Origin of the sequence: Halomonas campaniensis (assembly GCF_002211105.1) — a bacterium.
GTDB classification, from domain to species: Bacteria; Pseudomonadota; Gammaproteobacteria; order Pseudomonadales; family Halomonadaceae; genus Vreelandella; species Vreelandella campaniensis_A.
In genome coordinates this window covers 196015-221397 of the sequence record NZ_JPUA01000049.1, presented here as the reverse complement: position 1 = coordinate 221397, position 25383 = coordinate 196015, and the positions used below count along the sequence as shown (strand labels likewise).

Genomic DNA, 25383 nt, shown 5'->3' with positions numbered 1-25383 from the left:
TGATCAACCGAAACCACGATAGTGAAGAATAGGCCCAAATGCAAAAATTGACTCAAATCATCACGCTCTCCGTTGCCCTTACCGTCATTAGCGGCTGCAGCTACGTAGGCGTGTATAAGCGCGATATTCCCCAAGGCAACCTGGTCACTCAAGAGATGGTCAGCCAGCTTCAGCCAGGCATGACCCAAGAGCAGGTGACTTACGTAATGGGCAGGCCATTGCTGGAAGCGCCCTTTGACGCCAGCCAGTGGGACTATGTATTTCGTTTAGATAAAGCGTATGGCGATGTAGAGCAGCGTCGCATCACCCTCACCTTTGACCCTCAAGGGCGCTTAGCGAATATTGAGGAAGAGGGCGATTTCTCCAAACCCCTGCCGCTTGAAGGCAAGAGCAGCATGGGCCCTGCAACGGAAGGCGTTGACCCAATGGATGCGCTCCCTGAAGAGAGCACCCAGACGCGTCCGCCCGAGGGCATACAGCCTGTTCAATAGCTTTAGAGCGGTTACCGCTTCGGATCACTCGCTTGGCGCTTAGCACGCTCCAATCGAGCGGCCTTGGGGTCAATCGCCAACGGCCGGTAGACTTCGACTCGATCCCCGTCGCGTAACAGATGGGTATCGGGCTCGCGTAGCGCTTTACCGAAGATGCCCAGCGGCGCCTGAGCAAAGGTATCGCTGGGCAGATCGGGGAATAACGCTGGCAAATCGGCCAAGGCAACGGCCTGACGTGCGGTAGTGCCCTCAGGGACGCGTAGAGCCACTATGCGCTGCTTGGAAGGCAACGCAAAGGCCACCTCAACTGTTAGCGCTTCAGCGCCCATACAGCTCGTTTGCGCGCTTGGTGAAGGCATCGACTAGCTGGCCAGCGATTTGCTGAAAGAGTTTTCCGAACGCCATGCCGAGCAACCGATTGGCGAATTCGAACTCCATCTCCAGGCTGACTTTGCAGGCGTCTTCCCCCATGGGGATAAATAGCCAGCGACCTTTAAGCCGCTTAAACGGCCCTTTTACCAGCGACAGCTCAATACGCTCGGGCGCAAAAAGTTCGTTGCGCGTGGTAATGGTTTGCTCGACACCGGCGCGGCCTAGGGTCATTTCGCCGATCAGATGCACATCATCATGCTCAAGCAGACGCGCCTGACGGCAACCTGGCAAAAACTCCGGGTAGCGCTCGAAGTCGTTGACCAGGTCGAACATTTTCTGGGGGGTGTGCCGCACTAAGGCGGAACGATTGACGGTTGGCATTGACCTCTCCGCTGACTTCACAGTGCCCAAAGCGTATCATGGGAAACATTTTTCAGACCCTAAATGGTATCACGCCTCCCCAAATAACGAAGGGGAAGCCACTGACAGATTAATTATGAGGTTCCATGGCCACTAAGAAAGGTAACAGTAAGGGCCCCGGTAGCAGCGTTATTGCCCAAAACAAGAAGGCACGGTTTGAGTACCATATCGATGAAACCTTCGAGGCAGGGCTAGCGCTGGCAGGCTGGGAAGTGAAGAGCCTGCGCGCCGGTAAGGCTCAGCTCACCGATACCTATATTCTGGTTCGTAACGGCGAAGCGTTTCTGCTGGGTAGTCATATCATGCCGCTGAATACCGCGAGCACCCACGAGATTGCCGACCCGACGCGCACCCGCAAACTGCTGCTGCATCGCAAAGAGATCGCCAAAATCTTTTCGATCACCCAAGACAAGGGCCACACCTGCGTGCCCCTTAAGCTCTACTGGAAGCGCAATAAGGTGAAGTGTGAGCTGGCGCTCGTGACCGGTAAACAGCTGCATGACAAACGCGCGACCGAAAAAGATCGCGACTGGAGCCGCCAAAAAGGTCGAATTATGCGGGAACATAACAAGGCATAACTGGTCAATCAGGTGTGAGCACGTTAGAATGCTCACCTGAAATAAGGGGGCGACATGGTTTCGACGCCGGTGACAACCCTTGCGGTGCATGCCGAGAGCGTGATGTATCTCGTAAATCCCACATCACGAAAAATAGTCGCAAATGACGAAAACTACGCTCAAGGCGCGCTAGCAGCTTAAACACTGTTAGCTTCTTGTCTGGCCCCAAGGTGATGTGCCTATTCATCGCTAAGGGGATACGAGCTAAAGCTGATAGGATCGCGTTTGGTGGTGTCTTCTCGCCAAGCGCTAAACTTTAGAAGACTCGCGTGGCTGAATCCTGATCGTCGGAGTCAGTTGCGTTAAATCAAATGACGAAATCTAAGCATGTAGAGCCAATAGGCGCGTGCTGGCGGACGCGGGTTCAATTCCCGCCGCCTCCACCAGACACCCCTACAAATCAAGCACCTTTAGGTGCTTTTTTTGTGCCTGTGGCTTGGAAAGGGCTAACCAAGACCTCGTTATCGCCAATCCAAGTTCCATGCACACCGGCGGGCACCCAGGCAGGTAGTTCGATCGCAGCGACAGGGTGAGCGCCGATCTGTGTTGCGTCCAGGATCCAAAGCTCTGCCACGTTGCTACGCAGATCGGTAACATAGGTTAATAGCCACCCATCATCTTCACTGTGACCTTGTGGGTCGGGAACGAAGCAGGGCTCTCCTGCATAGACACCTGCGGGAAGGTCAAGCACCCAGCGCCGTTCGTGCTCCATGTCATATTTGACGATACCGTAACCGGCGCGCGCCGCGTCGGGGAAAACCACCGCATAGGCGAAGCGGTTTTGCCGCCCGGTGAAGCCGAGGTGGATCATGGGGAATTCGATCGTAAGATCATCGAGCAGCCCGACGCGCGCGGTTCCCTGCTGCGGATCTATTGTCCACCGGCTGCGCTTCGCCCCACTGACAGGTGCGGCTCCCTCCGGCGCGGTGCCATTGATAAAGGCTGAGGCTTTCCCCCAAGCGGCTTCGTCAAAGAACGGCCCCTCGACCACAAGGTGACCATCTGCATCTTCCCAGGCATTGGAGAAGTGCAGCATGTAATAGGGATCAACGTCGATCCACTGCACACTACCCTTGCTGCGGTCACGCGACATAACGCCGATCCGGCCGCGATACTCCCTCTGCCACGTATAGGGAAAGGCAAGGTTGGAATGTAGATCAAGCGCTACGTTGGGATCGAACCAAATCACATAGTTTTCAGTGATGGCGAAGTCATGGATGACAGAACCGTTTGGCCCTTCGATCACCTCGCTATGTACCAGCCGCCCCGAGGCATCCGCCACGTGGTAGGTCAAGTACGGCGGGAGAGGCGAATTGCCGAAGAACAGCATCTCGCCTGTGCGGGGGCAGATCTTGGGATGGGCCGTCATCATAGTCTTTAAAGCACCGCCAAAATCGTAGGCGCCAATCGTTTCCAGTTCGGGGGTGATCTCAAAGGGTAAGTTAACCTCTTGAAGGGCCAAAATGCGCCCCGCATGGGCGATCACGCTGGTACCGGCCGCACTCGCATGAAGGTCGATCGTCTCATGATCGATAAACAGCGGCGCCCCTTCCAGCGCCGGGGTTTTGACCCAGCGATTGCGGTACCACTCAGCGCGTCCGCCCGAAATACGTAGCCCGTGGATCATGCCTGAACCATAGAACCAGGCGCCGGGATTGATGCCATCCTTCGGGTTATGGCCATTGCGGAAGTAGTGCCCTGATAAAGCGGACGGGATGGCGCCGCGCACCGACAAGTCAAAGGCCGTCGTCTCCTTGTTAACGGGCCGAAAATGCCCGTCTAGAAAGTTCGGGACGGAACCAGGGCTGCCTACACCACTACTCTTGGCGAACGCTTCGAAGCTCAGGATGGAGGTTGCGAATGTGCTTGCCGCGAGGCCGCTGGCCATACGCAGGATATCGCGTCTGCTGTAATTCATTGGGCTGCTCTCCTGAACTCCAGCTCCTGCACACAGAGCGCTGTACTACCTGCGATCCAGTGCTTGAGTGTGGCGGCATACTCAACAGTAGCGGCATCAAGTGCTTCCGCGGACAGCTTGTCGGCCTGATAAAGAACAAAAGGCTCGGCCCACGGCAGACCACAGCGATGCGCGGTGGCCTGTAACGGGGCGAGCAGTGCATTCATTGTGAACATATTGCGCCCACCGGTTCGGTAGGCGTCTGGTATGTTGCCAGCCGTTGCGGCCACCATGAGCGGCGTGCCTTCCAACATACGCCCTTCAGACTCGTAGGCGATGTAGAACATCCTCGTCAGCACGGCATCCTGCCAGGCTTTCAGCAGCGGAGGCGTGGAATACCACTGGATGGGGAACTGCAGCACGATACGGTCGCATTCAAGCAGCCGCCGGGCCTCGCGCTCGCCGTCTTTGGATAGATCGATGCCATGGGGATAGATGGCTTGCATATCGACGAGCTCCACGGCGGGTAGCTTGGCCGCTGCCGCAGCTAGCGCAGCATTGGCCTTCGAGTGCGCAAGATCGGGGTGGAACAGAAGAATGAGCGTCTTAGTCATGGGGTTTCGCCTCCTTTAGGTAACTGCACGGAAACGATGCACCCACGACCAAAATTACTCCAATCGATTAATAATATGTTCTATTATTTGTTTCATGAATCTTCGCTCTCTCGATCTCAACCTGCTCGTTGTCCTTGATGCGCTTCTGGATGAGGCTCATGTCAGCCATGCTGCCGATAAGCTGGGCATGTCACAGCCTGCCGCCTCCGCCGCACTGCAACGCTGCCGTTATCTCTTCCGTGATGAGTTGCTGGAGCGCGGCCGCGGCACAATGCGCCTAACGCCAAAGGCCGAGGCGCTGCGTGCGCCGCTGAAATCGCTACTTGCGGAGGTGGTGAATCTTGTTGATCCACCCAAGGTGCCGCTGGCTGAAATACGCAAAACAGTGCGGATCGCCATGGCAGACTATCCGGCGGTGTTCGTAACCGCGCCCTTGCAGCAGGAACTGCAGCGCTCAGCTCCTGGCGTCGATATAGTGATCCAGCCCTGGCATGGCGCCGAGGCTGCCCGTCAGGCACTCATCGACGGTTCGACAGACCTTGCTATCTCCGTTTTCTCATCTGTCGAGGAAAAATTGCATCGTGAAGAAGTGTTCGTTGAACACTATGTCGTCGCCATGCGCGCCGGGCACCCTGCCGCCGCCGGTTTCAACATGAATACCTGGCTGAAATACCCGCACATCATCGTCTCCGGGCGCGGTGAAACACGGACGTCGTTGGATGCGGAGCTGACCAAGCTAGGCAGCTCACGCCGGGTTGGTGCGGTGGTACCCAACTTCCAGATGGTGCCAGCGCTGCTGCAGGGATCCGATATGATCGCCATGCTGCCTTCCCGTGTCGTAGCTGACTTCACAGCCCTGATATCTCTACCGCCCCCGGTGCCGGTACCCGGCTTTACCCTGCACTTGGCATGGCATCTGCGCCATGAGAAGGATCCTGTCGTTCGACACGTTGCTGATCTTCTTATCGAACTGCTTCAGTGATGCCTCCAGGCGATACCCAACCCGCAATCTGGGAGAGAATGTTCCAGACCACAGTGGTTATAGCGATTTCTGTAGCTGACATAGGGCTACTACGTCGACCCGAAAGCGCCTAGCGCTGAGCTTAGCGGGAACCTTGTATGGGGGCGAAGCCGCAATAGAGTAGACGTTGCCGTGCCCGTGATTGTTAGGAACTGCCAATTCCTCTTGTAGCGAGATGATGTCCGCTACGCCACCGGCAATGACTCACTGCTACCCCAGTCGGCCCAGGAACCGTCATACAGCGACAGCTGAGTATACCCGGCCAGCTCGGCCGCCAGTAAGATGATGCAGGCGGTGATGCCGGAACCACAGGAAAACACCAGTTGGGGCTCGTTGCTGGGCTGAAGGGAGGGAGCGAGGTGGGCAAACGTTGACGCCAGTTGGCTGGCTGGCTTGAACCGATGACCCTCCAGCACCTCTGTAAACGGCAGGTTGAGGGAATTGGGGATGTGACCACCGCGCACACCAGGCCTGGGTTCTGGCGCTTGCGCCAGGAAACGTGCCTGTGATCGCGCATCGATGACCGTTACTCGCTCGTCCTCCAGATGCTGGAAAACGTAGGCAGAATCTCGAACCAAGGTGTGGTCGAGCTTGCCAACCACGCTGCCATGCTTGGCCGCATCTGCCACCGAAGCAGAATCGATGTCCCGCCCTTCGGCCAACCACTGCGGCAGGCCGCCATCTAGAACAAACACCTGTTTGAGGCCCATAGCCCGCAGAATCCACCAGGCTCGTGGTGCCGAGTAGATACCCTGATCGTCGTACAACACCACCAAGCTCTCGGGCTTGATGCCCAATCTACGGGCCTCCGCCGTGAACTGCTCTTCCGTCGGGAAGGCGTGAGCTTGGGAAGCCCCGGTATCGCAAAGCGCTCCTTCCAGGTCGATCCGGAAACTTCCCGGGATCAACATCGGACGGTCATAAACGATCGGCTCCTTGCCAACGACATTGGCCATACTAGCGTCGATCAGCACCAAATGTTCGTTATCCAGATTCTCCTGCAGCCAGTCGGTGGTCACGAGGGGGGAAGGCATGGCGTTCTCCAGTCTAGGTCGACATGCAACAGTACATGATCGCGGACGGGCGAGACCAGCAAGTTGACGCGGATAGCGTAATCCGCAGTATGCTGATCGACGAGCTGCAGAGCGCCGGGCATGCCGATTGGAAGGGGTGCGGGAGCCGTGTTCATATCGCCTTTTTCTCCAGTGATGGTGGTAGGCTGATTAACGCTTTTTACTCCACTTACGAGGATCAATGCGCCCTTCGTACATGGGTAATTCCAGCACCGGGTCGTCCTCCCGGAATTGAGACCACATTCGGTTCAAGCCCGCAGTCCCGAAGGTACGCACACGCTCGACCTCATCAATGTTGAGTACATCGGTGAGAATGCCCGAAGTCGCTCCGGACATCCGCGCGCGGATGCGGCCTTCGGGATCGACGATCAAACTCTGACCCTCCCCCGCAGGCGCGGCTGAATTAGCGCTGACCATATACACCTGGTTGAAAATAGCATTGGCTTGCACAAGGATTTGCTCTTGAGCGCGGTCGCAGGTAGTGGTGGCCACTTGGTTGATGATCACTTCCGCCCCCAGCCAAGCGAGCTGGCGCACCGTCTCGGGAAACCAGATGTCGTAGCAGATGGCCAGGCCGACCCGGCCTATGCCCGGCACCTCGAACACTTCAAAGCGATCTCCCGGTTGATAGGGCTCGTAAGGTCGCCAGGGGAAACACTTACGGTAGGCAGCCACTCGCTCACCTTCGGGCGAATACACCGGCGCGGTGTTGTACAGATGCCCGCCCTCTCCCCGCTCGCATACTGTGCCGGGCAGCAGCCATACCCCCAGGTTGCGGGCGATACGTGATAAGTGCTGGTGACGGGGGCCATCAATTGGTTCAGCCGCGGCTTCCAGTTGCTCCTTGCGCTGCTGAGGCGTACCCGTGGCGCCGCATAAATAGAGCTCCGGATAAACCACCATCCTTGGCGGCTCAAAATCAGCCCCGAAGTCGCTCAGATGTACCGCCAGCTCGGCCTCGAAGTCCAGCAGTTCGGAGTCAATGCCGTGCGGCCGCGAGGCTTCCTGCACCACAAGGACAGGCAAATTTCTGGACATGGTAGATCTCCGTTTACAGGGTTGCTTTTGCCGAAGCGGGCGCTGACTCGGGCTCTGAGTCATCAAAGGCCACTTCCGGCGGCTCGCGACGGAAGAAACGAGTCAGATAAGCCAGCTGGGCGAGGCCAATGGAAAGCCAGATCAGCCCAAGAATAAAGGCGTTGATATCCAGCTTACTCATCAGCCAAAGGTTGACCAGGGCACCGATGAGCGGCACTAACATCCCTCGAATCACACCATACTGGCGCTTTGCCTCGGCGTCTTTGCTGACCAGAAAGATGACTGACAGATTAACCATCGTGAAGGCGATAAAGGCACCGAAGTTGATAAACGAGGCAGCCGATAACACATCAAGAAACAAAGCGATGATGCCGATAGCGCCCGTTAACACGATGTTGAACACCGGCGTATGGAAGCGCGCGTGCAGCCCACCGAACAGCTTCGGCGGCAATACTGCATCCCGCCCCATGGCAAACAGCAGCCGAGAGGCGCTTGCTTGGGCGGCCAGGCCAGACGTGAACTGAGCGAGCACCATACCGGCCAAAAAGATAGCGCCAAAGAGATCTGCACCGATGGTCGTGGCAATTTCGAAGGCGGCTGAATCGGAATTTACGAAGTTGCTGCCAGGATGCACCAGCTGCGTTGTGTAACCCACTAGCACGTAGATACCGCCGCCGATCAGAGCGGTAAGCATAATGGCCTTGGGGATATTGCGCTTTGGATCGATGGTTTCTTCGGTCAGTGTGGTGACGGCGTCAAAGCCAAGGAAAGAGTAAGCGGCCACCGCTGCGCCCGCGGCAATCGCGGTGAACCCAGCATCCTCACCCAAGAACGGCCCCAGGCTAAAAAGCGCGTCGCTACCGCCGGTCGCAAAGACATGACGAACCGACAACAACACGAAGAAGGCGATCACCAATATCTGGAAGACCATCAGCAACGAGTTCACTTTGGACGCGAGCTTGATGCCGTAAATATTCAGGAAGGTGGTGATGCCAATAAAGCCCAGCAGAAATATCCAGCTCGGTACTTCAGGAAAGCGTGCATTCAAGTAAGCAGCGCCGATCAACCAGATCACCATGGGCAGGAAGAAGTAATCCAGCAGCACGCTCCACCCCACCATAAAGCCAACCCGGGAGTCGATGGCTCTGCGTGCGTAGGTATAGGCAGACCCGGCTACCGGATAAGTACGCGCCATAATGCCGTAACTGTAGGCCGTGAAGAGCATGGCAGCGGTGGTAATAAGATAAGCAGTGGGTACGGCGCCATTGCTCGTGCTGGCAATTACCCCGAAGGTGCCTAGCACGATCAATGGCGTCATATAGGCCAGGCCAAACAGCACCACGGCTTTTAGGGATAGGGTTCTTTCCAGTTTGATATTGTTATCCGTCATGATCCATCTCCAGGAAACGCTGCAACCGACAGCGGGCAATCGCTGAGCCGGCACAAAACGAAGAGGTGGTTGATCAAGCCAGCCGCCGGGGCTAGACCAGCTTGCTACCGTTTATGATCGGCTAATAACCCTCAGTTGCTGGCGTTGCAGCTCTCCAGCTAGACTGAGAGGCTTGGTAGCCAACCTATCTAGAACGGTATTGGCAGCTCATCGGATCGTATATAACCCCAGCGTGGTATGGGCCTGCGGATGTGAAATGGGTGACGCATAGCGAAATTGACGAAGCACTGGCCAATACCCTCCTGGCGTTGGCAACCCCTGCGTTGCCGCAACATTTCTCAAGCTTGGTGAAACGTCTAGCGGCATTCGATAACTTGATCATCATCGCTTATCACGGCGAACACCGGCCAGCGGTGCTCTATCGGGAGTACACCGACCCTGTCGTTTACCTGCCGATGGATAGCCAATATCTAGGGGGAGATTACCTGCTGGATCCATTTTACCGCGAGCACCTCAGAGGCGATGCTCAGGGCATACGCCGATTGAGGGACGTGGCGCCTGACCACTTTCGACGCACGCATTACTATAAGAATTACTACCAGCAGACCACGCTGCTAGACGAGGTGGCAGTGTTCGCCACTATCACTACGGATGTTACGCTAACCGCCTGTCTTGGTAGAGATCGCTCCAGTGGTAAACCCTTTAATAAACGTGAGCTTGAGGTACTGCAACAGTACGCATTCACCCTCAGCAGCTTGCTGAAAAAGCACTGGCAAGATTACCGTTTTGAAGGGGTGATTAAGGCGTCGCCAGCGCCTCTAGAGGAACGCCTAAGAGAGGCCCTGAATCAGCATCACAGCATTCGACTGAGCCCACGCCAAGCGGAAGTGGCCCTGTTTATTCTAAGAGGCCACTCATCCTTATCCATCAGCCTACACCTGGAGGTCAGCCTTCAGACAGTGAAAGTCTTCCGCCGCCAGCTCTACGCCAAGTGCTGCATTTCGTCCCAGGCAGAACTCTTCGCGCTACTGATGCCGCTGTTCGCACAGTTAACAGAACACAAATGAGCTATGGCCGTTGCTGCTATCATCTAGCAGCTCAACTGAGCCACTTTAGATTCTGCTTATCATCCTCAATAACTTTGAAGTGATCGTGCTTTAGGTTCAGCACATAGCTATCTCGGGCATTACCCTGCTTGTCGTTAGTGCGCTGCAAATACGCATGGAGATTTTCAGGCGTACACATGGCCTTTATTTTATTGATAGTGGCCGCCCAAATTCCTTCCATTGCTTTTACTTCCGCTGTTTTCCCATAACCACTTACCATCTTTACCGCTATCCAGTTCACATGGTAAAGAACGATAATGCCGGGATATAACTGATAGTACCTATCCACATCGATTTTATTTAACGTTACTGCGTACTGAGGATCAACGCCGTACTTGTGTGATTGAAAAAACGGTGTCGTTTGGCTTTTGAGGTCAACGTACCTGCCTGTTTCAGTATGAATAAAATCGGGCACTGTTGGGTCACGTAATTTCTCTTCATTGAGCCTCAAACCCAATTTTTTACCATACAGCGCTAGAAAACGCGTTTCCAGACGCTCCCCGTCTTTACACCACTCTTGCTTTTTTTGTAAATCGTTGTGGATAAGTTCGTTGCCATCTTTGTCATAAAGCGTATAGGTGGCCATACCCGCTCCTATATTCCCGTCACTTTATTATTGGGCAGCTTCTTAACCCTCCCTGTTGAGAGCCTCAAGCGCCACCTTAAATTAATTTAGAAATAAAACCATATCTGCCGAAATGAGGCAATAGACGTACCTATATCCGGTGTCGCCAGTAGGCCATGCAGGAGGGTTCCAGCGTTGGAGGTGGAGAAAAAACAAAGCGCCAGCATCTGGCCAGCGCTTTGCTTTTCTTTTAAGAGTGACACGAAAGTATTTGGAGGTGTGTTCGTATCAACCGATGCAGCTTAATGCGCTACCATTTCTTCAACAATCTCCTCACCGCTCAGCATCGATGGGTAATACGTCGGCCAGTGGGTGACTTCTTCTAATAGGGCTTCGCGATTATCACCCCAGTAGAGATGATAGTGATGAGCATCGGTGGGATAAATGCTGTGGTCACTAAACTGGATATACTGGGGCAGATCGTCGGATGCTTCTTCCAGTTCGAAAATAAACCGTACGCCGCGATTCCCCGCTTGATAGGTTAAAATTTCATAGCCATCGTATTGGTATTCGCCTGTTCTCTCTTCGCCGTTCTCAAAGAAGGTGACGCTGCTTCCGTCAATGACGATACGCTCAACATCCGTTTGATACCCGGTGTCGTAGTACGCTTTGTACTCTTCAGCCGTCTTGTCACCATTGTCTGCTTTATGCGCAAACACTTCGTCGAGGGTGCCGTCTTGCAGGTAGGGATAAACGGACTGCCAATCGCCTTCCCAATCAGAAAGCGCACGATCCTTAACCTGATCATCATCAAAATAGCCTGAGTAGATATCGCTATCGTGGTCGTGGTCGTGGTCGTGGTCGTGGTCGTGGTCGTGGTCGTGGTCGTGGTCGTGGTCGTGGTCGTGGTCGTTATGAGTATGGTCGTGATCATGGTCATGATCGCTGGCGTTAACGCTCTGAATGCCTGTCAGTATCAAAGCACTCAGTACCAATACGCTGGCGCCCTTAAGTGGCAATGCTGTCATATCCGATCTCTCCTTTTGCCGATTGCAAAGTAATGCATCTTCGCCATAAAGGTATATTATAACATCACGCCAATCAAACCCATTCTTATCTCAACCTGACTCCAGCACACAGAAGGTACGCCTAAAGGGAAGAAACACTTTTAACAGGCGCAAACGCATCGGGCCCCGCCAAAGCGGGGCCCGATCATCGAATCTAAACGATTCGAGAACTTAAATAATCGCTAGGATTAAGAAAGCAGCTTGATGTTTGAAGCTTGAAGGCCTTTCTGACCTTGGGTAACGTCAAAAGAGACGTTAGCGCCTTCAGGCAGAGTTTTGAAGCCATCAGACTGAATTTCAGAAAAATGAGCAAAAACGTCATCGCTGCCGTCAGAAGGAGCAATGAAACCGAAGCCTTTAGAATCGTTGAACCACTTAACTGTGCCAGTTGCCATGATATTAAATCCTTTTCGCAAGTCGCGAATTGTAGAAATCCTGGTATTACCCAGATAAATAGTGAGTAGAACAAGGAATACAATTACAGACTACCGAAAGAATTCGAATGTTTCTGGAACCATGCTTGCTTGCTAACTTACTAACTGCGCACATCCTGTCACGTCGTCAACAGCAGGTCAAAGCCTTTATGTTTTTTATTTTGGTGTTCTGCTGCCATCATCATTCAAAAAACGCGCAAATTATCAAAAATAGCCTTAATCTTGCCAGTGAGCTAGGCACTACTAATTCGTCCGCCTAGCGCGCTTGGCTTGCCCGGTAAAACCCGCGTCATTCGCGGCCTGGCGAGCACTTTAGAAGAGGTTTTAACATGCTATATGGTCTTAGTTTGTTGGCAGGTATTGCGCTATTGACTCTCGGAGGGGAGTCGCTCATTCGCGGCGCGGTGGCTGGCGCGCGAAGAGTCGGCGTTTCGCCACTGCTAACAGGACTTGTGGTGGTGGGGTTTGGCACTTCGGCCCCTGAACTCGTCGTTTCGATTGATGCCGCGATGAACCAGCAGCCTGACATTGCGGTTGGCAACATTGTGGGTAGTAATATCGGCAATATCTTATTGATTCTGGGTATGTGCGCGATTATTTGCCCGATGGTGGTTCAACCATTAGCGCTGCGCCGGGATGGCTTGGTGATGGTGCTGGCTAGCCTGCTGTTTATTGGACTCTCCTTCGGCGGTGCGCTAGGGCGTATAGATGCGGGAATTTTTATAACAGGGCTCGTCGGCTATCTTATTTGGGCCTATGTCAGTGAAAGCCGCCACCATATTCCTGCCGCGGAGATGCACGCCTCAGAAGCGGAGGAGATGACGAAGCTGCCCACCACAGGCTGGATGATCGCCGTAGCGCTAGTGGTTGGTTTAGGCATGCTGATTGGCGGGTCACAGCTACTCTTGTACGGCGCCATTGGCTTGGCCCAGGCTATGGGTATTTCCGAAGCGGTGATCGGCTTAACCATCGTCGCTGTGGGTACCTCACTGCCGGAGATGGCCGTATCGGTCATTGCTGCGTTGCGCCGTCATGCAGATGTTGCCGTTGGGAATATTCTGGGCAGCAATATTTTCAACCTGTTAGGTATTCTGGGTATCTCCGCGTTTTTACAGCCGCTGCCCCTTGCGCCGCGGGTGGCCCTATTTGACCAGTGGGTAATGCTGGGAGCCGCGGGCATACTGGTGCTGTTTTTGTATACCGGTATGCGCCTGTCGCGCTGGGAGGGCGCCGTGCTGCTCGCAGGCTACGCCGCTTATATAGCGTTAAGCTTTACGATCTTTTGAAGTAAGTTGCTTTGTAGGCCGGTTGACGGGGAGCTAAAAAAGCTAGCGCACAGCGTCAGCTATCTCGCTCCCCGCTTCCTGATAGTAACGCAGCGCCCCTGGATGAAGGGTATCGGCCATGTTTTCCAGCATTTCGGGGCTAATACTGCTCCACCATGGGGCGTCCTCCGCCAGGGTTTCATGATGCTCCCAAAACGTTTTGGTAAGCGTATAGGCCGTATCTTCGTCCATCGCGGTTGTGGTGTAGGCAATCACGGGGAGCGACGTCGTATGGACATCGTTGTTGATACCAGGGTAAGTGCCGCCGGGTATCGTTTGGCGTGACGCCCCGGTTTGCTCAATTTGTTCGTCGGTCAGGCTGACCAACGAGATAGGCAGACTGCTGGCCGCCTCAAGCACACTGGGAGAGGGATAGGCACTTGCGGTAACAAAACCATCAATCTGTTCGTTTTTGATCGCATCAGGCCCGCTATTAATCGCCGCATCCGCGATGCGTACGCGACCTTCCAGGCCAAACAGCGTCAGGTACCGAGTGGCCTCACGGGCACTAAAGGTGCCGCGTCCAATCAATATATGTTTATCTTCCAGCGCAGAAAAATCGATGCTGCCTTTATCGCCTGCAAGCACAAAGTGCATGGTCATCGAGGGCAGCGGAAACAGGCCTCGGATCTCCTGGAAACGAGGGTGCGGATGTTCTGCAAACGCCCCCTCACCGGCCATCGCCTGTTCAATTAAAACGGCCGGGGAGGTAAACACGTAATTGCCTTGGCGAGCCGATACTTCCATCACGTTTTGTATAGAACCCTGGCTCTCTTCGAGGGTGAGGATAATGGCTTCGTCAGTCCCCTCGCGAATGGCATCAGAGAGCTCTACGCCCATTAGGTAGTAGGCCGTACCCGCCGCGGCTGACTTATAGGTCACACGAGTTTCAGCCTGGATATCGAAAGCGACACATAAAAGAGCCAGCGTCGCTATCGATGTACCAAGCGCGCGGCACTGGGAGGAGAAGAGGTTGCGCATCGTGTTATTCCTTAGCGTATCCAATGGCCGTCGCTGACAGGCCTCGTTTTATCGTCACCCGCTGTTTTTGAGCAAACGCTTGGCGAACAAACTTTTCAGTCTGAGTGGGAGCGTGGCGCAACTCAACATAGCACGACTGGCTACAGGCGGGCACTTGCGGCCCTTCCTTCATTGTCTGCCCCGATCCACGCAAATATTTTCAAAAACAAATATTAGCGAGAAAAGATATAAATTATGAATCTTATTCAATAATGCTATGCGGCAATAGTATAATACCAAATCCACTGTTAGCTTTTTTTATAAAACGAATACTAAAAATTTTACCATTACCTAAAAGATTAATTTCCTAAAAAAAGATGCTATTACCTTAAGAAGAACTCCTTTCGTTCGTTTTAATAAGGTATTGCGGCGCAATATAGACTGATAAAATAAGGCCGTTTTTACACCACTCCTGACAACTTGACCATGAGGAAGAACGTCACATGCCTACGTTGTGCCAACCCTCTTGCCAGCCTCGATTATATCGTCGCTGGCTTTTTTTGTTAGCGGCCTTACTATTAGGCGTAAGTCCCAATGCTTTTGCAGTGACCGGTGAGTTGGATCTTACCAGCTCTACCGTGGGCTTTTTCGCTGTAGCGATCTTTGTCCTGGCCTATGCGTTGGTCATGGCGGAAGAAAAGATCCATATGCGCAAGTCTAAACCGGTGTTAGTGGCAGCCGGTATTATCTGGAGCCTCATCGGCTGGGTGTATGTCCAAAACGGCATGTCGGAAGCGTCCGAGTACGCTTTCCGCGTTACGCTTTTGGAGTTCACCGAGCTGATGCTGTTCTTACTTGTGGCCATGACCTATATCAACGCCATGGAAGAGCGCCGTGTCTTTGATGCGCTGCGCTCCTGGATGCTGCGCAAGGGCTTCAACTACCGCACGCTGTTTTGGCTAACCGGCGGCCTCGCCTTTCTACTCTCACCGATTGCCGACAACCTCACTACCGCACTGTTGATGTGTGCGGTGGTAACCAAAGTGGCCGAAGGGGATCAGCGGTATATCAACTTAGCCTGTATCAATATCGTCGTGGCGGCCAACGCCGGGGGCGCGTTTAGCCCTTTTGGCGACATCACCACCCTAATGGTATGGCAAGCGGGCATGGTGGAGTTCCAGGAGTTCTTCATTCTGTTCTTCCCCGCCCTGGTCAATTTCCTGATTCCCGCCTGCATCATGAGCGTGTTTATCAAGGATGAAAAACCCTCCAGCGTTTATGAAGATGTGTGGCTAAAGCGTGGCGCCCGGCGCATTGTGCTGCTGTTTTTACTGACGATTGTCACCGCCGTGTTATGTCACGTTGTGCTCCACCTTCCCCCGGTGCTTGGCATGATGACCGGCCTGGGCTACTTGCAGTTCTTCGGTTACTACCTGCGCCGGAGCTTGCCCCGCTCCTTGGAGCGCAAGCGCGAGCGGTATAGCCGTGAAGGTGATAACCGTAAGCTGGCGCAGTTGGGTAGCGTGGTGCCGTTTGATGTTTTTAACCGCGTCGCCCGGGCCGAGTGGGACACACTGCTGTTCTTCTACGGAGTGGTAATGTGCGTTGGCGGGCTTGGCTTCATGGGCTATCTAGGTTTGCTGTCCGAAGCGCTGTATACCGGTTGGAACGCCACCGCCGCCAACATCGTATTGGGTGTCGTTTCGGCCGTGGTGGATAACATTCCGGTGATGTTTGCGGTGCTGACCATGGAGCCCGATATGTCCCATGGCCAGTGGCTGCTGATTACCTTAACCGCTGGCGTCGGGGGCAGCTTACTATCGATAGGCTCCGCAGCCGGTGTGGCGGTAATGGGTCAGGCAAGGGGATCCTATACGTTTATGGGTCACTTGCGCTGGTCGCCGGTTATTCTGCTCGGCTACATCGCCAGTATTTTGGTTCATATGTGGCTTAACGCCGACAGCTTTGCACTGTTCAGCTAAGCCAGTCGCCCAGTTAAGCCAGACACATTGATAAGCACGACCCTCGCCCCTTTTCAGCATTCTGGAAAGGGGTTTTGCTATAAACCCTTAATAGGTCTCGAACAGATACTCAATCGGGGTCGGGCGGCCAAATAGATAGCCTTGATAGCGATAGCAGCCGTGGCCTCTTAGCCAGTCAAGCTGCTCTTTTTTCTCCACCCCTTCCGCGACCACGGTCAGGCCCAAGCTCACCGCAAGCAGAATCGTGGTATCGACAATTGCGGCGTCTGTCTTATCGGTAAGCAGCTCGTGAATAAACGATTGATCAATTTTTAACTCGTCCAGCGGCAATCGCTTCAGATAACTCAGCGATGAGTAGCCCGTGCCAAAGTCATCCAATGCAAAACGAATCCCCTTGGCCCGCAGTTGCAACATCGTGTTGCGGACTCTCACCGGCTCTTGCATCAACAGGCTCTCGGTGACTTCGAGCACCAGGCGGCTCGGTGGCGCCTGGGTTTCAGCCAACAGTGCTTCAACATCACGCACGAACTCCGGCTGCTGAAACTGCACTGAACTTACATTGACGGAGATACTTAACGGCGCATAGGCGGCTTGGCGCGACCACTTCGCCAGCTGTTCGCAGGCGGAGCGCATTACCCAATAACCGATCGGCACAATCAGCCGATTCTCCTCCGCAAGCGGAATAAACGTCGCGGGCGATACCCAGCCGCGCTGAGGGTGAAACCAGCGCAGTAAGGCTTCTACGCCGATGGTGACGCCCTGATGGTCAACCTGCACCTGGTAATGCAGCGCCAGCTCGTTGCGCTCGAGCGCCTTATGCAGGTCGGCTTCTAAGCTCGCTCTTTCCAGCACGCTGGTTTGCATATCGGTATTAAAAAAGCACAGCCCATTACCGCCCGCGCTTTTCGCCTGCTGCAACGCCATATCAGCCTGCTGCAGCACGCTATCCATACTGTGCTCACCTCCTCCCGTGAACAGTGAAATACCAATACTGGCACTGATCGGCAACGAATGGCTGTTTCTTAATTGCGCAATCGTCTCTAATAGTTGGCGCGCCACACGCTCGGCTTTTAGCGCAGCGTTCGCCTGTTGCTCGCCCAGATTATTGATCAGCACCACAAACTCATCGCTACTAAAGCGAGCCAGCGTTTCCTCTGCGTCAAGCCGCTGGCGCAACTGTTCGGCAACGCTAATCAATAGCTGATCGCCACTGTCATGGCCCTGAATGTCATTCACTAAGCGAAAGTTATCCAGATCAATGACCATTACCGCGCTATAGGATGCCGCCCACTCTTCATGGGCAATAGCGGCCGTTAAGGAATCCATCAGCAGCCGCCGATTGGGTAGCCCGGTTAGCGAGTCATAGAAGGCCAGGTAGTGAGTGCGCGACTGCATTTCCAGGTAGTCAGTCAGTTCGGTCGATATACCGCACAGGCAAGGGGCTGTACCGGGCGACATGGAAAGCGGCATTTTAATTGATAAGAAAGTTCTTACCCGGCTTTCGCCTTGCAAGACATTGCTCTCCTCTACCGTCACTTTTTTACCTGACGCCAATACGTTGCGATCGACTTGCTTGATTTCAGCGGCGCTTCCGGCATCAAAAAAGGCCTCATCGCGCTTACCGATAATTTTGTCGGCGGGCAGGCCAAATAGCTCGCTGATGCGGCGATTAACGTATTGGTACTCTAAGGTAGGAGATTTGATATAAATAAACGCATCGACGCTATCCAGAATGGTCGCCAGCATCTCTTTATTGGTTTGCAGGAGCGCCCGGTTATACTGCATACGCCGCTTGAGCAACAGATTGCCCAGCAGCGCCAAAAGGAGAAAAACAAGCAGCAAGGCGATACCCCATCGCCCCAGGTAGTCGTCAATGCTGCGTAGCAGCTCCACCGGAAGAGCGGCAGACGAGGCGAAATAGTACATAGCGACTGTTCACTGACCAGGCATGGTAAGCGGGCCTGCCCGCTCTACCACCCGTTGCCAAGCGGCGTCTTGCTCAATGCGTGACACAAAAGCGGCTATGGCAGGATACTGTTCCAGTGACTGTACGGCGGCCACTGCCTGGAGCGGAAAGCTCATTTGCATATCGGCGCCGCTGGGCCACGGCCCGGCAAAATTACCCTGCGCCAACAGGTATTGGTTAATAAAGCTCAGGTGCTGTTTAAGCTGCGGCGCGAGGAAGCGCTTACTTACTGTATCGCTGATCCCCTTGGCCAGTGGCTTAATCAGCCAGGGTGACTGTTTGGGTATTTGGCTAAACACCAGTTGCATTACCAGCAGCGGCATGAGTGACCCTTCGGCATAGTGCAACCAGTAGCGGTAATCCACCCACTCAGGCATATCATCCGACGAGGGTTGGCAGCGGCCCTGTCCGTAGCGTTGCAGAAGGTAATCAATGATCGCTCCCGACTCAGCCACGGTGAAATCACCATCGGTAATCACAGGCGATTTACCCAGTGGATGGATTTTTTTCAGCGAGTCTGGCGCTTGCTGTGTTTTGCCATCGCGTTGGTAAACCACCAATTCATAGTCCAGCTCAAGGGCTTCAAGTAGCCATAGGATACGGTGCGAACGAGACTTTTCCAGATGGTGAACGTGAATCATAAACACTCCATGGGCTGAGTTGTACGTCAGCATTGCACTGGCGTCACTTATCCTTTTCTATAGGCATATTTAGCTTAGTACCATAAAGCCCATCATCATAGGATCAATAGTATCAATAGTATCAACGCAGCGTGGATCGCTATGGAGGCGTGAACAAAGCAAGTTTATTAATCAGTTACGTTATGATCGGTGTGCGTGACGCCACCGCGCCAGCAGATCCAGCGGGGACCACTTCCCCTGCAGCCAGGGCGCTAATAAACGCATAGAGAGTGGAATAAACACAAACACCATCACAGGCGTGAGCATTAGAGTGCTCACTACTACCCGCGGCACCAGTGTCCAATCGGCCAAAACGCCGCCGAACACAAATTGAAAGATCAGCGAGATAGGAAAGAACGCCAGCCATACCGCCACGGCCTGCTTCCAGCGCGGCGGTGCGCTGCTACCGGTTTGAAACCACGCATCCAACCCGGTGGCCCGGTGCTCGTGAGGTGCTTCATATAAGCCTTTGCCGCGCGCCAACCAAGCATGGCGTGAGGCGGAGTGTTCCCAAGCGGCTAAGGTTTCGCTGCTGCTAAAGCGGAATATGATCTGGTATTCATCGTCGTCAGCCGGTGGCGCCAATACGCCGGAGCCGAGGTAGCCTGCAAAATCGGCCGCCAATTCGCGCCCTTCATTAAGCCAACGATTAAAATCAGCGTAGCGGCCGTGCTCAACGCGACGAGCCACCATCAATGTGACAGGTGAGGCAGACATGGTATATCTCCTAATGTGTCCACAGCCAGCGCCGGGTAGGCAGGCTGTTTGCTTTCAAGGGGGTAACCCTGAAAGCCAGAATGGCCACATTATACAAGCAATGTTGATGCCATGCTGCGAATGTTACTCTTATGACAGTTTGCGCAGCGTAGATTCACGCCCTGGTATTGGGTTGGGACGCTCGCCGCGTTGAAAAGCACATACATGAATATAGATATCCACAGCACTACGAATAGCATCGGCTTCTTGAGGGTCGGGGTCGACGACCGGGCCGGTATACTCACCTTCGCTGCGTAGTACGGCTTCTAGCTCTGTTCGGTAACGGTCGAGCAGGTGTTCCAGGTTGATGCGTATACGATGAACTTCCAGACCAAACGCCTGACGTTGATCGGTGCGTTTAAGGATGTCCAGAGGGTTTGAAGCAGTTTCAATCAGGCTCTCTAGCGTAGCGAAAACTAACTTCTCAGCACTGTTTAAATTGGGAATAATGGAATAAATGAGGTCATTTAAGGTGATCGGTGTTCCATGGCGGTGCATAGGCAAGTCAACGTCTAGTTAAGGGGCTTAATGCTGATAAATCGGCCCTGCTCAGTAAAACTTAATCGGTAGATACCGCGCACGCCGTCACGACTCACTATTCGACGAATCGCTTCGGCAGGAAATATCACCCAGCGGCCATCAATGCTGCGGGCACGCACATTGGCAATACGCCCCTCGTAATGGGCCAAACACTCATCATAATTAAGATTAATAACCACATCAATGGTTTGCATAGGGCTTACATAAGATAAGACTGGCATCATGTCGGAAAAGTGTTGGCATAGCACTGCGAAAACGTACTGCAAAACTTGCACTGTCGGTATCGCTCGCTAATACTTCATGGTATCCCAACTCGTACTTAGTCGGTAATGACCTATGGCCGTTTCTTCCATTAGCACCGTTTCCCACGCTGCCTGGACATATCCTTCAGCGAATACAATGTCCCCGCGCGTTGAGCAAACCGCCAAAGGCCGTGCACTTGAAGAAGATACGGCGTCTACCGACGACCCTAAAACGACTAGCACTAGCGAAGAGAGCGTCAGCGCCGAGGCTGGCCCCAAACGGGCAGACGGCACGCCCATGGCGCCGGAAGAGATTCAGCTACTCGAACAGCTCAAACAGACTGATCGCGAAGTACGCCAGCATGAGATGGCCCACCAAACAGTGGGCGGTGCCTATGCGGGCGGCGCCAGCTATGAATATGAAGTTGGCCCCGATGGCAAACGCTACGCGGTAGCAGGCGAAGTGCCGATCGATTATGGCCCGGTACCCAATGACCCCCAAGCGACGATCGAAAAAATGCAGACCGTGATCGCCGCGGCCATGGCACCTGCCGACCCGTCCCCTACCGATTACCAAGTGGCTGCCCAAGCGCGTCAATATCTGTTGGAAGCCAAGCTTGAAGCTTCCATGCAGCGCAGTGAAATGAACCAAGCCCGCAGCGACGGCGCCGCAGCGACATCCTCCACTGCGACGCCCTCCGACACACCCTCCGCGGATGAATCAGCCGCTGACGAGCTAGCCGCTTAAGGGTTCGCCTCTGCGAGAGAGTTCCACTCTTCACGGCTGGGCCAATTCGCCAACCAGGTAGGCAGCGACTCGGCGGGCATTGGCCGAGCAATCCCGTAGCCTTGGGCTAATTCACAGCCTAGCGCCATCAAGGCTTTGGCATGCTCTAAGGTTTCTACACCCTCCGCCAGCATGGGCCGCTTAAAGCGATTCGCCATGTAAATGACGCTCTCCACAATCGCCATATCGTCTTGATCACTGAGCATATCGCGGACAAAACTCTGGTCTATTTTGATCAGGCTGACCGGCAGCTGCCGCAGGTGGGTTAACGACGAAAACCCGGTGCCAAAGTCATCAATAGCAAAGCTCACTCCCAGTGCCTGGCAGCGCGACATATTTTGCAGTGCGGCCTGGATATCATGCATCGCCGCACTCTCCAGTACTTCGAGTTTGAGCATCGCTGGCGGTACATTGGGATGACGTGCCAAGAGTTCGTCCAGCCGCTGACTAAAATTGCTCACTAACAGATGCGTAGGGCTTATATTCACATTGATGGGTAGCGCGATGCCTTGAGCCTGCCATATGGTCAACTGACGCAGCGCCTGCTCAATGACCCACTCGCCAAGCTCCACTTCCAACGGCGTGGTATCGATGGTAGGTAAAAACTGCCCCGGCGCAAGCAGCCCCTCTTCCGGGTGCTGCCAACGAATCAGCGCCTCTAGGCCGACCACTTGCCCGCTGCGCATATCGACCTGGGGCTGATAATAGAGGCGCAGTTCATGGTTATTGAGGGCATCAATAAAACGCTGCCGCTGCTCATGGCGCACCTGCAGCAAGCGGTCATGGTTTGGATCAAACAAGTGAAAGGTATCGCGGCCACGCTGCTTGGCGCGGTACATCGCCTGATTGGCATGCCGTAAGAGCACATCGCCCTGAACGTGGTCATTGGGGTAGAACGTCACTCCCAAGCTTGCCGTCAGGTGGATGCTCTGCCCCTCTATCATCAGCGGCTGGCGGATAGAGGCTAGCAGCTTCTCAAAAAAATCGTCGTCTACGACATGATGGAGTAACAGCAAAAACTCGTCCCCCCCCACCCGCGCCAGCACATCATCGCCAAACAGCAGATGACTTATACGCTGGGAAAAAGATGAGAGCAGCGCATCGCCCACGGTGGCGCCAAGACGGTCATTGATATTTTTGAAGAAATCGATATCCAGCGAGCACACCGCTAAGGAGAGCTGCTTTGCTTCTGCATGCTGCATGGACTCTTGAATCAATTGCGTCAGCAGTTGCAGATTGGGCAACCCCGTTAGGGCATCAAAATAGACTTCCCGATTAAGGTGACGGGCATGAGCAGGAATGGCCGAAAGATCCGCCAGCACAATCACATGGTGATCGATCTCCCCATGCTCATTGCGCACGCGATTAATCGACATCATCCCGGGATAAAACTGGCCATCGTGGCTGCGGTAACTCACCTGGCTTTTACTGCGGTCACGCAATTGCAGCTCTTCACGCATCAAGCGCGTGGTGCGGCTATCATCCAGCGGTAAAATGCTGAATGCTTCCGGCGTTTTGCCCTGTACATCGTCCTGCGTAATCCCCGTTAACTCACAAAAAGCAGGATTCACCTCCACTACCCGGTTTTCTGCATCGGTAATAATGATCGCTTCGTTGGCATAGCAAAATACCGATTCAGCGGGTGACGCTGCCTGGCTGCCGGATGCTGCCGACATTGCGTTCGAGCGGGGTAGAGAAGGTGTTGGCTGGGAGTACTGTTGAGACAAAGACTGTTCCTTCGATAAATTCAAGGATTCATACATACGTCTTTGCTCTCCTCGTCGTTTTTATAAAGCTATCGCATAGAGCCAATGCTATTGCTATATCGTTGCATTGTTATATAAGGCCGTTATTCACAAACGCCGTTATTATGAGGTCAGTAGTGCTGCTGGTCATAATAACACCCTATAGCGGCGAAGGTACTTTGCGCTGCAAAGTACCTTATCGGCTGACGAGGAAATAAGTTAAGGAGCGGGGCTGGCGGCACCCAAAAAGCGCGCCTGCCAGTAATCGATCTCTAACGGCACGCTGACGACTGCACGGCCCTTACCAGGTGCATGAATCATTTGGCCGTTGCCACGATAAATTCCTACGTGGGTCGCTTTGCGACGGTCACCAAAGAAAAGCAGATCGCCAGGGCGTGGGGTTTTCACCTGGGGCAAGACGCGAAACTGTTCATCGGCGGAACGCGGAACGCGAATACCCGCCGCCCGGTAGGTCATTTCCACCAAGCCAGAGCAGTCCAGGCCATCGGGCGTATTCCCCCCAAAACGATACGGTGTGCCAATAGCCTGCTGGGCATGGGAGAGAATCAACGCACGCTCCATTGAGAGGCCTGCACGGTTAGGCGGCGCCTCAATGGGGGTCAGGTCGCGACTGGCGCAGCCCGCCAGCATCAGTATGAACAGGCAGGTAAGCAGCCCCCTTCCCGATGGCGCCAACCCGCAAGGTAGAGGCCACAGACGAACCGATATCATGGACAACCACTCCGATAAACCCGCTTGCCTTCATGATGGCGCAAAGCCTGCCTAGCCGCCAATGATTAACGGCCGATCCACTCCACAAAGCTGGTTGCGCCCAGCGCGTGGCGCTCATGACGCACCCGGCTCATTGCCGCGTAGGGTAAATCCATTGTTAATACCCGCGAAAGCGGCTGCTCGATCACCTGACGCAGCAGCCCGTTGCAGACAAACAGGTGCGCCACCACCAGCACATGCTTGCCAGGCGGGTGGCTTAATAGCGGCTGCCAGGCCTCGGCCAATCGCGTATCAAAGGCTTGCAGGGTTTCACCACCGGGGGGAGACACCGCGGCAGGATCGAACCAAAAGGCGCTCATTCGCTCGGTACCCTCTTCGGCAAACACCTGGGCGTGGGTTTTGCCTTCCCACCGCCCCAAGTGCAGCTCGGCAAAAGCCTCCTCCACCTGAACGGGCAGATCAAACTCTTCGCCCAGCCACAAGGCAAACTCGCGGCAGCGCGTTAACGGCGAGGTCACAATCGCATCGTAGGGCAAATGCCCGTCGATCGTCTGCCGCATCACGGCATCGGTCACCTGCTGCCAGCCGGTTTCACTCAACGGGTGATCGGTGGAGCCGCGCAGCATACGGCCACCTACCGGTTCACCGTGGCGCAGTAAATCAATCGTCGTGATCTCCGCGTCGGGAAAACGCATACTCGCCTCCTGAGTGGCTAAACTCAGTTAAATAATTCAGTTAAATAATTGCGTGACGAACCCGCGCAGAGATCCACTCGGATACCAACACAGTAGCGAAAATCATAATAAAAATGACGCTAACCTGATTCCAGGCGAGGCTGTTGATCGAGGCATTCAACTGCAGACCGATACCGCCTGCCCCCACTAAGCCCAATACCGTCGACTCGCGAATATTAATGTCCCAGCGGTAAACACTAATCCCGGCAAATGCAGGCATCACCTGGGGCAGCACGCCATAGTTCATTACCTGCAGTCGGCTTGCACCGGTCGCACTAATCGCCTCAACGGGGGTGGGGTGTATCTCTTCAATCGCTTCGTAAAGCAGCTTGCCCACAAAACCGATGGAGCGCAGGGCAATGGCGATAATCCCCGCCAGCACGCCTGGGCCGAGAATGGTCACCAGCAGCATCGCCCAAATCAGCGAATTAATGGAGCGCGATGAAACAATCACCATCAAAGCAACACTGCGTACCAGCGGATGCGGCGTGGTGTTGCGCGCAGCCAAAAACGCCACTGGGAAGGCCATGATAATGCCTAGCACGGTGCCCAAAATAGCGATATTGATGGTGTCCCACATGGGCTTCCAGAGCACATTGGCGTAGCCCCATTTGGGTGGGGTCATGCGGCTGATTAGGTCGGCGCCCTGGCGGCCGGCATCTTCCACAAACACCCACATGGTGTTGTCGGAAATCATCTTCCAGCAGAGCAGAAATAGGCTGACACCCGCCAGCCAAGCCAGGTACTGCAGCCATTGAGCGCGGGTAGTACGCCGCTGCCAAACTGGCTGACCCTGGGGTGTAGTGGAAACAGGCATTTAAACTCTCGA

General features: G+C 54.4%; 27 protein-coding genes and 1 other RNA gene. 8 read left to right on the top strand and 20 right to left on the bottom strand.

Features of this window, described 5'->3' with window-relative positions:
• The first annotated feature begins 38 nt into the window (after window positions 1-38).
• Complete coding sequence (locus JI62_RS21880) at window positions 39-491, top strand: outer membrane protein assembly factor BamE (protein WP_088702174.1); 453 nt, start codon at window positions 39-41, stop codon at window positions 489-491.
• 11 nt (window positions 492-502) lie between these two features.
• Here the strand turns inward: JI62_RS21880 and JI62_RS21875 are convergent, their stop codons facing one another.
• Window positions 503-820, bottom strand: coding sequence for an RnfH family protein (locus JI62_RS21875; RefSeq protein ID WP_088702173.1), 318 nt, complete (start codon window positions 818-820; stop codon window positions 503-505).
• Window positions 810-1244 carry a type II toxin-antitoxin system RatA family toxin gene (locus JI62_RS21870; RefSeq protein WP_088702172.1) on the bottom strand — a complete coding sequence of 145 codons (435 nt, stop codon included), beginning with the start codon at window positions 1242-1244 and terminating at the stop codon, window positions 810-812. The genes JI62_RS21875 and JI62_RS21870 overlap by 11 nt, the downstream gene beginning before the upstream one ends.
• A gap of 125 nt (window positions 1245-1369) precedes the next feature.
• Between JI62_RS21870 and smpB the strand changes: the two genes are divergently transcribed.
• Window positions 1370-1861 (top strand): SsrA-binding protein SmpB, encoded by a 492-nt coding sequence (gene smpB / locus JI62_RS21865; protein WP_087108742.1) that lies wholly within the window; start codon window positions 1370-1372, stop codon window positions 1859-1861.
• 45 nt (window positions 1862-1906) lie between these two features.
• Window positions 1907-2286: a transfer-messenger RNA gene (ssrA, locus tag JI62_RS21860) on the top strand.
• A 14-nt stretch (window positions 2287-2300) separates the two neighbouring features.
• Here the strand turns inward: ssrA and JI62_RS21855 are convergent.
• Together JI62_RS21855 and JI62_RS21850 are read right to left on the bottom strand one after the other, a co-directional pair.
• A complete protein-coding gene (locus tag JI62_RS21855) occupies window positions 2301-3788 on the bottom strand; it encodes a carotenoid oxygenase family protein (RefSeq protein ID WP_088702230.1) in 1488 nt (495 codons plus the stop codon).
• A gap of 26 nt (window positions 3789-3814) precedes the next feature.
• Window positions 3815-4411, bottom strand: a complete 597-nt coding sequence (locus JI62_RS21850; RefSeq protein WP_088702171.1) for an NAD(P)H-dependent oxidoreductase — start codon at window positions 4409-4411, stop codon at window positions 3815-3817.
• Window positions 4412-4505: 94 nt separating this feature from the next.
• On the opposite strand from JI62_RS21850, the gene JI62_RS21845 reads away from it, so the two are divergent.
• On the top strand, window positions 4506-5393 hold the full coding sequence (locus tag JI62_RS21845; protein WP_088702170.1) for a LysR family transcriptional regulator: 888 nt from the start codon (window positions 4506-4508) through the stop codon (window positions 5391-5393).
• A 224-nt stretch (window positions 5394-5617) separates the two neighbouring features.
• Here the strand turns inward: JI62_RS21845 and JI62_RS21840 are convergent, their stop codons facing one another.
• From JI62_RS21840 to JI62_RS21830, 3 genes are all read right to left on the bottom strand, one after another.
• Entirely contained in the window at window positions 5618-6466 is an 849-nt protein-coding gene (locus JI62_RS21840) for a sulfurtransferase (RefSeq protein ID WP_088702169.1), read from the bottom strand.
• Between the two features lie 189 nt (window positions 6467-6655).
• Window positions 6656-7543 (bottom strand): carbon-nitrogen hydrolase family protein, encoded by an 888-nt coding sequence (locus JI62_RS21835; protein ID WP_170938616.1) that lies wholly within the window; start codon window positions 7541-7543, stop codon window positions 6656-6658.
• A 13-nt stretch (window positions 7544-7556) separates the two neighbouring features.
• Complete coding sequence (locus JI62_RS21830) at window positions 7557-8933, bottom strand: APC family permease (RefSeq protein ID WP_088702168.1); 1377 nt, start codon at window positions 8931-8933, stop codon at window positions 7557-7559.
• A 251-nt stretch (window positions 8934-9184) separates the two neighbouring features.
• Here JI62_RS21830 and JI62_RS21825 point away from each other — a divergent pair, with 251 nt between their 5' ends.
• Window positions 9185-10000, top strand: a complete 816-nt coding sequence (locus JI62_RS21825) for a helix-turn-helix transcriptional regulator (protein WP_088702167.1) — start codon at window positions 9185-9187, stop codon at window positions 9998-10000.
• 31 nt (window positions 10001-10031) lie between these two features.
• On the opposite strand, the gene JI62_RS21820 is transcribed toward JI62_RS21825, so the two are convergent.
• The 3 genes from JI62_RS21820 to JI62_RS21810 form a co-directional block, all read right to left on the bottom strand.
• Window positions 10032-10625: a hypothetical protein gene (locus JI62_RS21820; protein ID WP_088702166.1), complete on the bottom strand. Its 594-nt coding sequence runs from the start codon at window positions 10623-10625 to the stop codon at window positions 10032-10034.
• Between the two features lie 281 nt (window positions 10626-10906).
• Window positions 10907-11632, bottom strand: a complete 726-nt coding sequence (locus JI62_RS21815) for a metal-binding protein ZinT (protein ID WP_088702165.1) — start codon at window positions 11630-11632, stop codon at window positions 10907-10909.
• A 227-nt stretch (window positions 11633-11859) separates the two neighbouring features.
• A complete protein-coding gene (locus JI62_RS21810; RefSeq protein WP_007111857.1) occupies window positions 11860-12066 on the bottom strand; it encodes a cold-shock protein in 207 nt (68 codons plus the stop codon).
• A 368-nt stretch (window positions 12067-12434) separates the two neighbouring features.
• Between JI62_RS21810 and JI62_RS21800 the strand changes: the two genes are divergently transcribed.
• Complete coding sequence (locus tag JI62_RS21800) at window positions 12435-13391, top strand: calcium/sodium antiporter (RefSeq protein WP_088702163.1); 957 nt, start codon at window positions 12435-12437, stop codon at window positions 13389-13391.
• Between the two features lie 42 nt (window positions 13392-13433).
• Here the strand turns inward: JI62_RS21800 and JI62_RS21795 are convergent, their stop codons facing one another.
• Entirely contained in the window at window positions 13434-14411 is a 978-nt protein-coding gene (locus JI62_RS21795; RefSeq protein ID WP_088702162.1) for a TAXI family TRAP transporter solute-binding subunit, read from the bottom strand.
• A 482-nt stretch (window positions 14412-14893) separates the two neighbouring features.
• Here JI62_RS21795 and nhaD point away from each other — a divergent pair, with 482 nt between their 5' ends.
• A complete protein-coding gene (gene nhaD / locus JI62_RS21790; protein WP_088702161.1) occupies window positions 14894-16372 on the top strand; it encodes a sodium:proton antiporter NhaD in 1479 nt (492 codons plus the stop codon).
• Window positions 16373-16459: 87 nt separating this feature from the next.
• Here the strand turns inward: nhaD and JI62_RS21785 are convergent, their stop codons facing one another.
• The 5 genes from JI62_RS21785 to JI62_RS21765 all read right to left on the bottom strand — a co-directional run bounded on the left by JI62_RS21785 (window position 16460) and on the right by JI62_RS21765 (window position 20508).
• Complete coding sequence (locus JI62_RS21785) at window positions 16460-18298, bottom strand: putative bifunctional diguanylate cyclase/phosphodiesterase (RefSeq protein ID WP_088702160.1); 1839 nt, start codon at window positions 18296-18298, stop codon at window positions 16460-16462.
• 9 nt (window positions 18299-18307) lie between these two features.
• Window positions 18308-18979, bottom strand: coding sequence for a glutathione S-transferase (locus JI62_RS21780; protein WP_088702159.1), 672 nt, complete (start codon window positions 18977-18979; stop codon window positions 18308-18310).
• Window positions 18980-19159: 180 nt separating this feature from the next.
• The gene (locus JI62_RS21775) at window positions 19160-19735 is read right to left on the bottom strand and encodes an antibiotic biosynthesis monooxygenase (RefSeq protein ID WP_088702158.1); all 576 of its coding nucleotides are present in this window, start codon (window positions 19733-19735) and stop codon (window positions 19160-19162) included.
• 129 nt (window positions 19736-19864) lie between these two features.
• A complete protein-coding gene (locus JI62_RS21770; protein ID WP_088702157.1) occupies window positions 19865-20272 on the bottom strand; it encodes a hypothetical protein in 408 nt (135 codons plus the stop codon).
• A gap of 14 nt (window positions 20273-20286) precedes the next feature.
• Entirely contained in the window at window positions 20287-20508 is a 222-nt protein-coding gene (locus JI62_RS21765; RefSeq protein WP_088702156.1) for a DUF2835 family protein, read from the bottom strand.
• A gap of 142 nt (window positions 20509-20650) precedes the next feature.
• Here JI62_RS21765 and JI62_RS21760 point away from each other — a divergent pair, with 142 nt between their 5' ends.
• The gene (locus JI62_RS21760) at window positions 20651-21304 is read left to right on the top strand and encodes a putative metalloprotease CJM1_0395 family protein (protein WP_088702155.1); all 654 of its coding nucleotides are present in this window, start codon (window positions 20651-20653) and stop codon (window positions 21302-21304) included.
• Here the strand turns inward: JI62_RS21760 and JI62_RS21755 are convergent.
• The 4 genes from JI62_RS21755 to phnE form a co-directional block, all read right to left on the bottom strand.
• Complete coding sequence (locus tag JI62_RS21755; protein WP_088702154.1) at window positions 21301-23106, bottom strand: GGDEF domain-containing phosphodiesterase; 1806 nt, start codon at window positions 23104-23106, stop codon at window positions 21301-21303. The genes JI62_RS21760 and JI62_RS21755 overlap by 4 nt on opposite strands.
• A gap of 201 nt (window positions 23107-23307) precedes the next feature.
• The gene (locus tag JI62_RS21750) at window positions 23308-23820 is read right to left on the bottom strand and encodes a C40 family peptidase (RefSeq protein ID WP_088702153.1); all 513 of its coding nucleotides are present in this window, start codon (window positions 23818-23820) and stop codon (window positions 23308-23310) included.
• A gap of 65 nt (window positions 23821-23885) precedes the next feature.
• Window positions 23886-24515: a histidine phosphatase family protein gene (locus JI62_RS21745; protein WP_088702152.1), complete on the bottom strand. Its 630-nt coding sequence runs from the start codon at window positions 24513-24515 to the stop codon at window positions 23886-23888.
• 40 nt (window positions 24516-24555) lie between these two features.
• Window positions 24556-25371 (bottom strand): phosphonate ABC transporter, permease protein PhnE, encoded by an 816-nt coding sequence (gene phnE, locus JI62_RS21740; protein ID WP_088702151.1) that lies wholly within the window; start codon window positions 25369-25371, stop codon window positions 24556-24558.
• Between the last annotated feature and the right edge of the window lie 12 nt (window positions 25372-25383).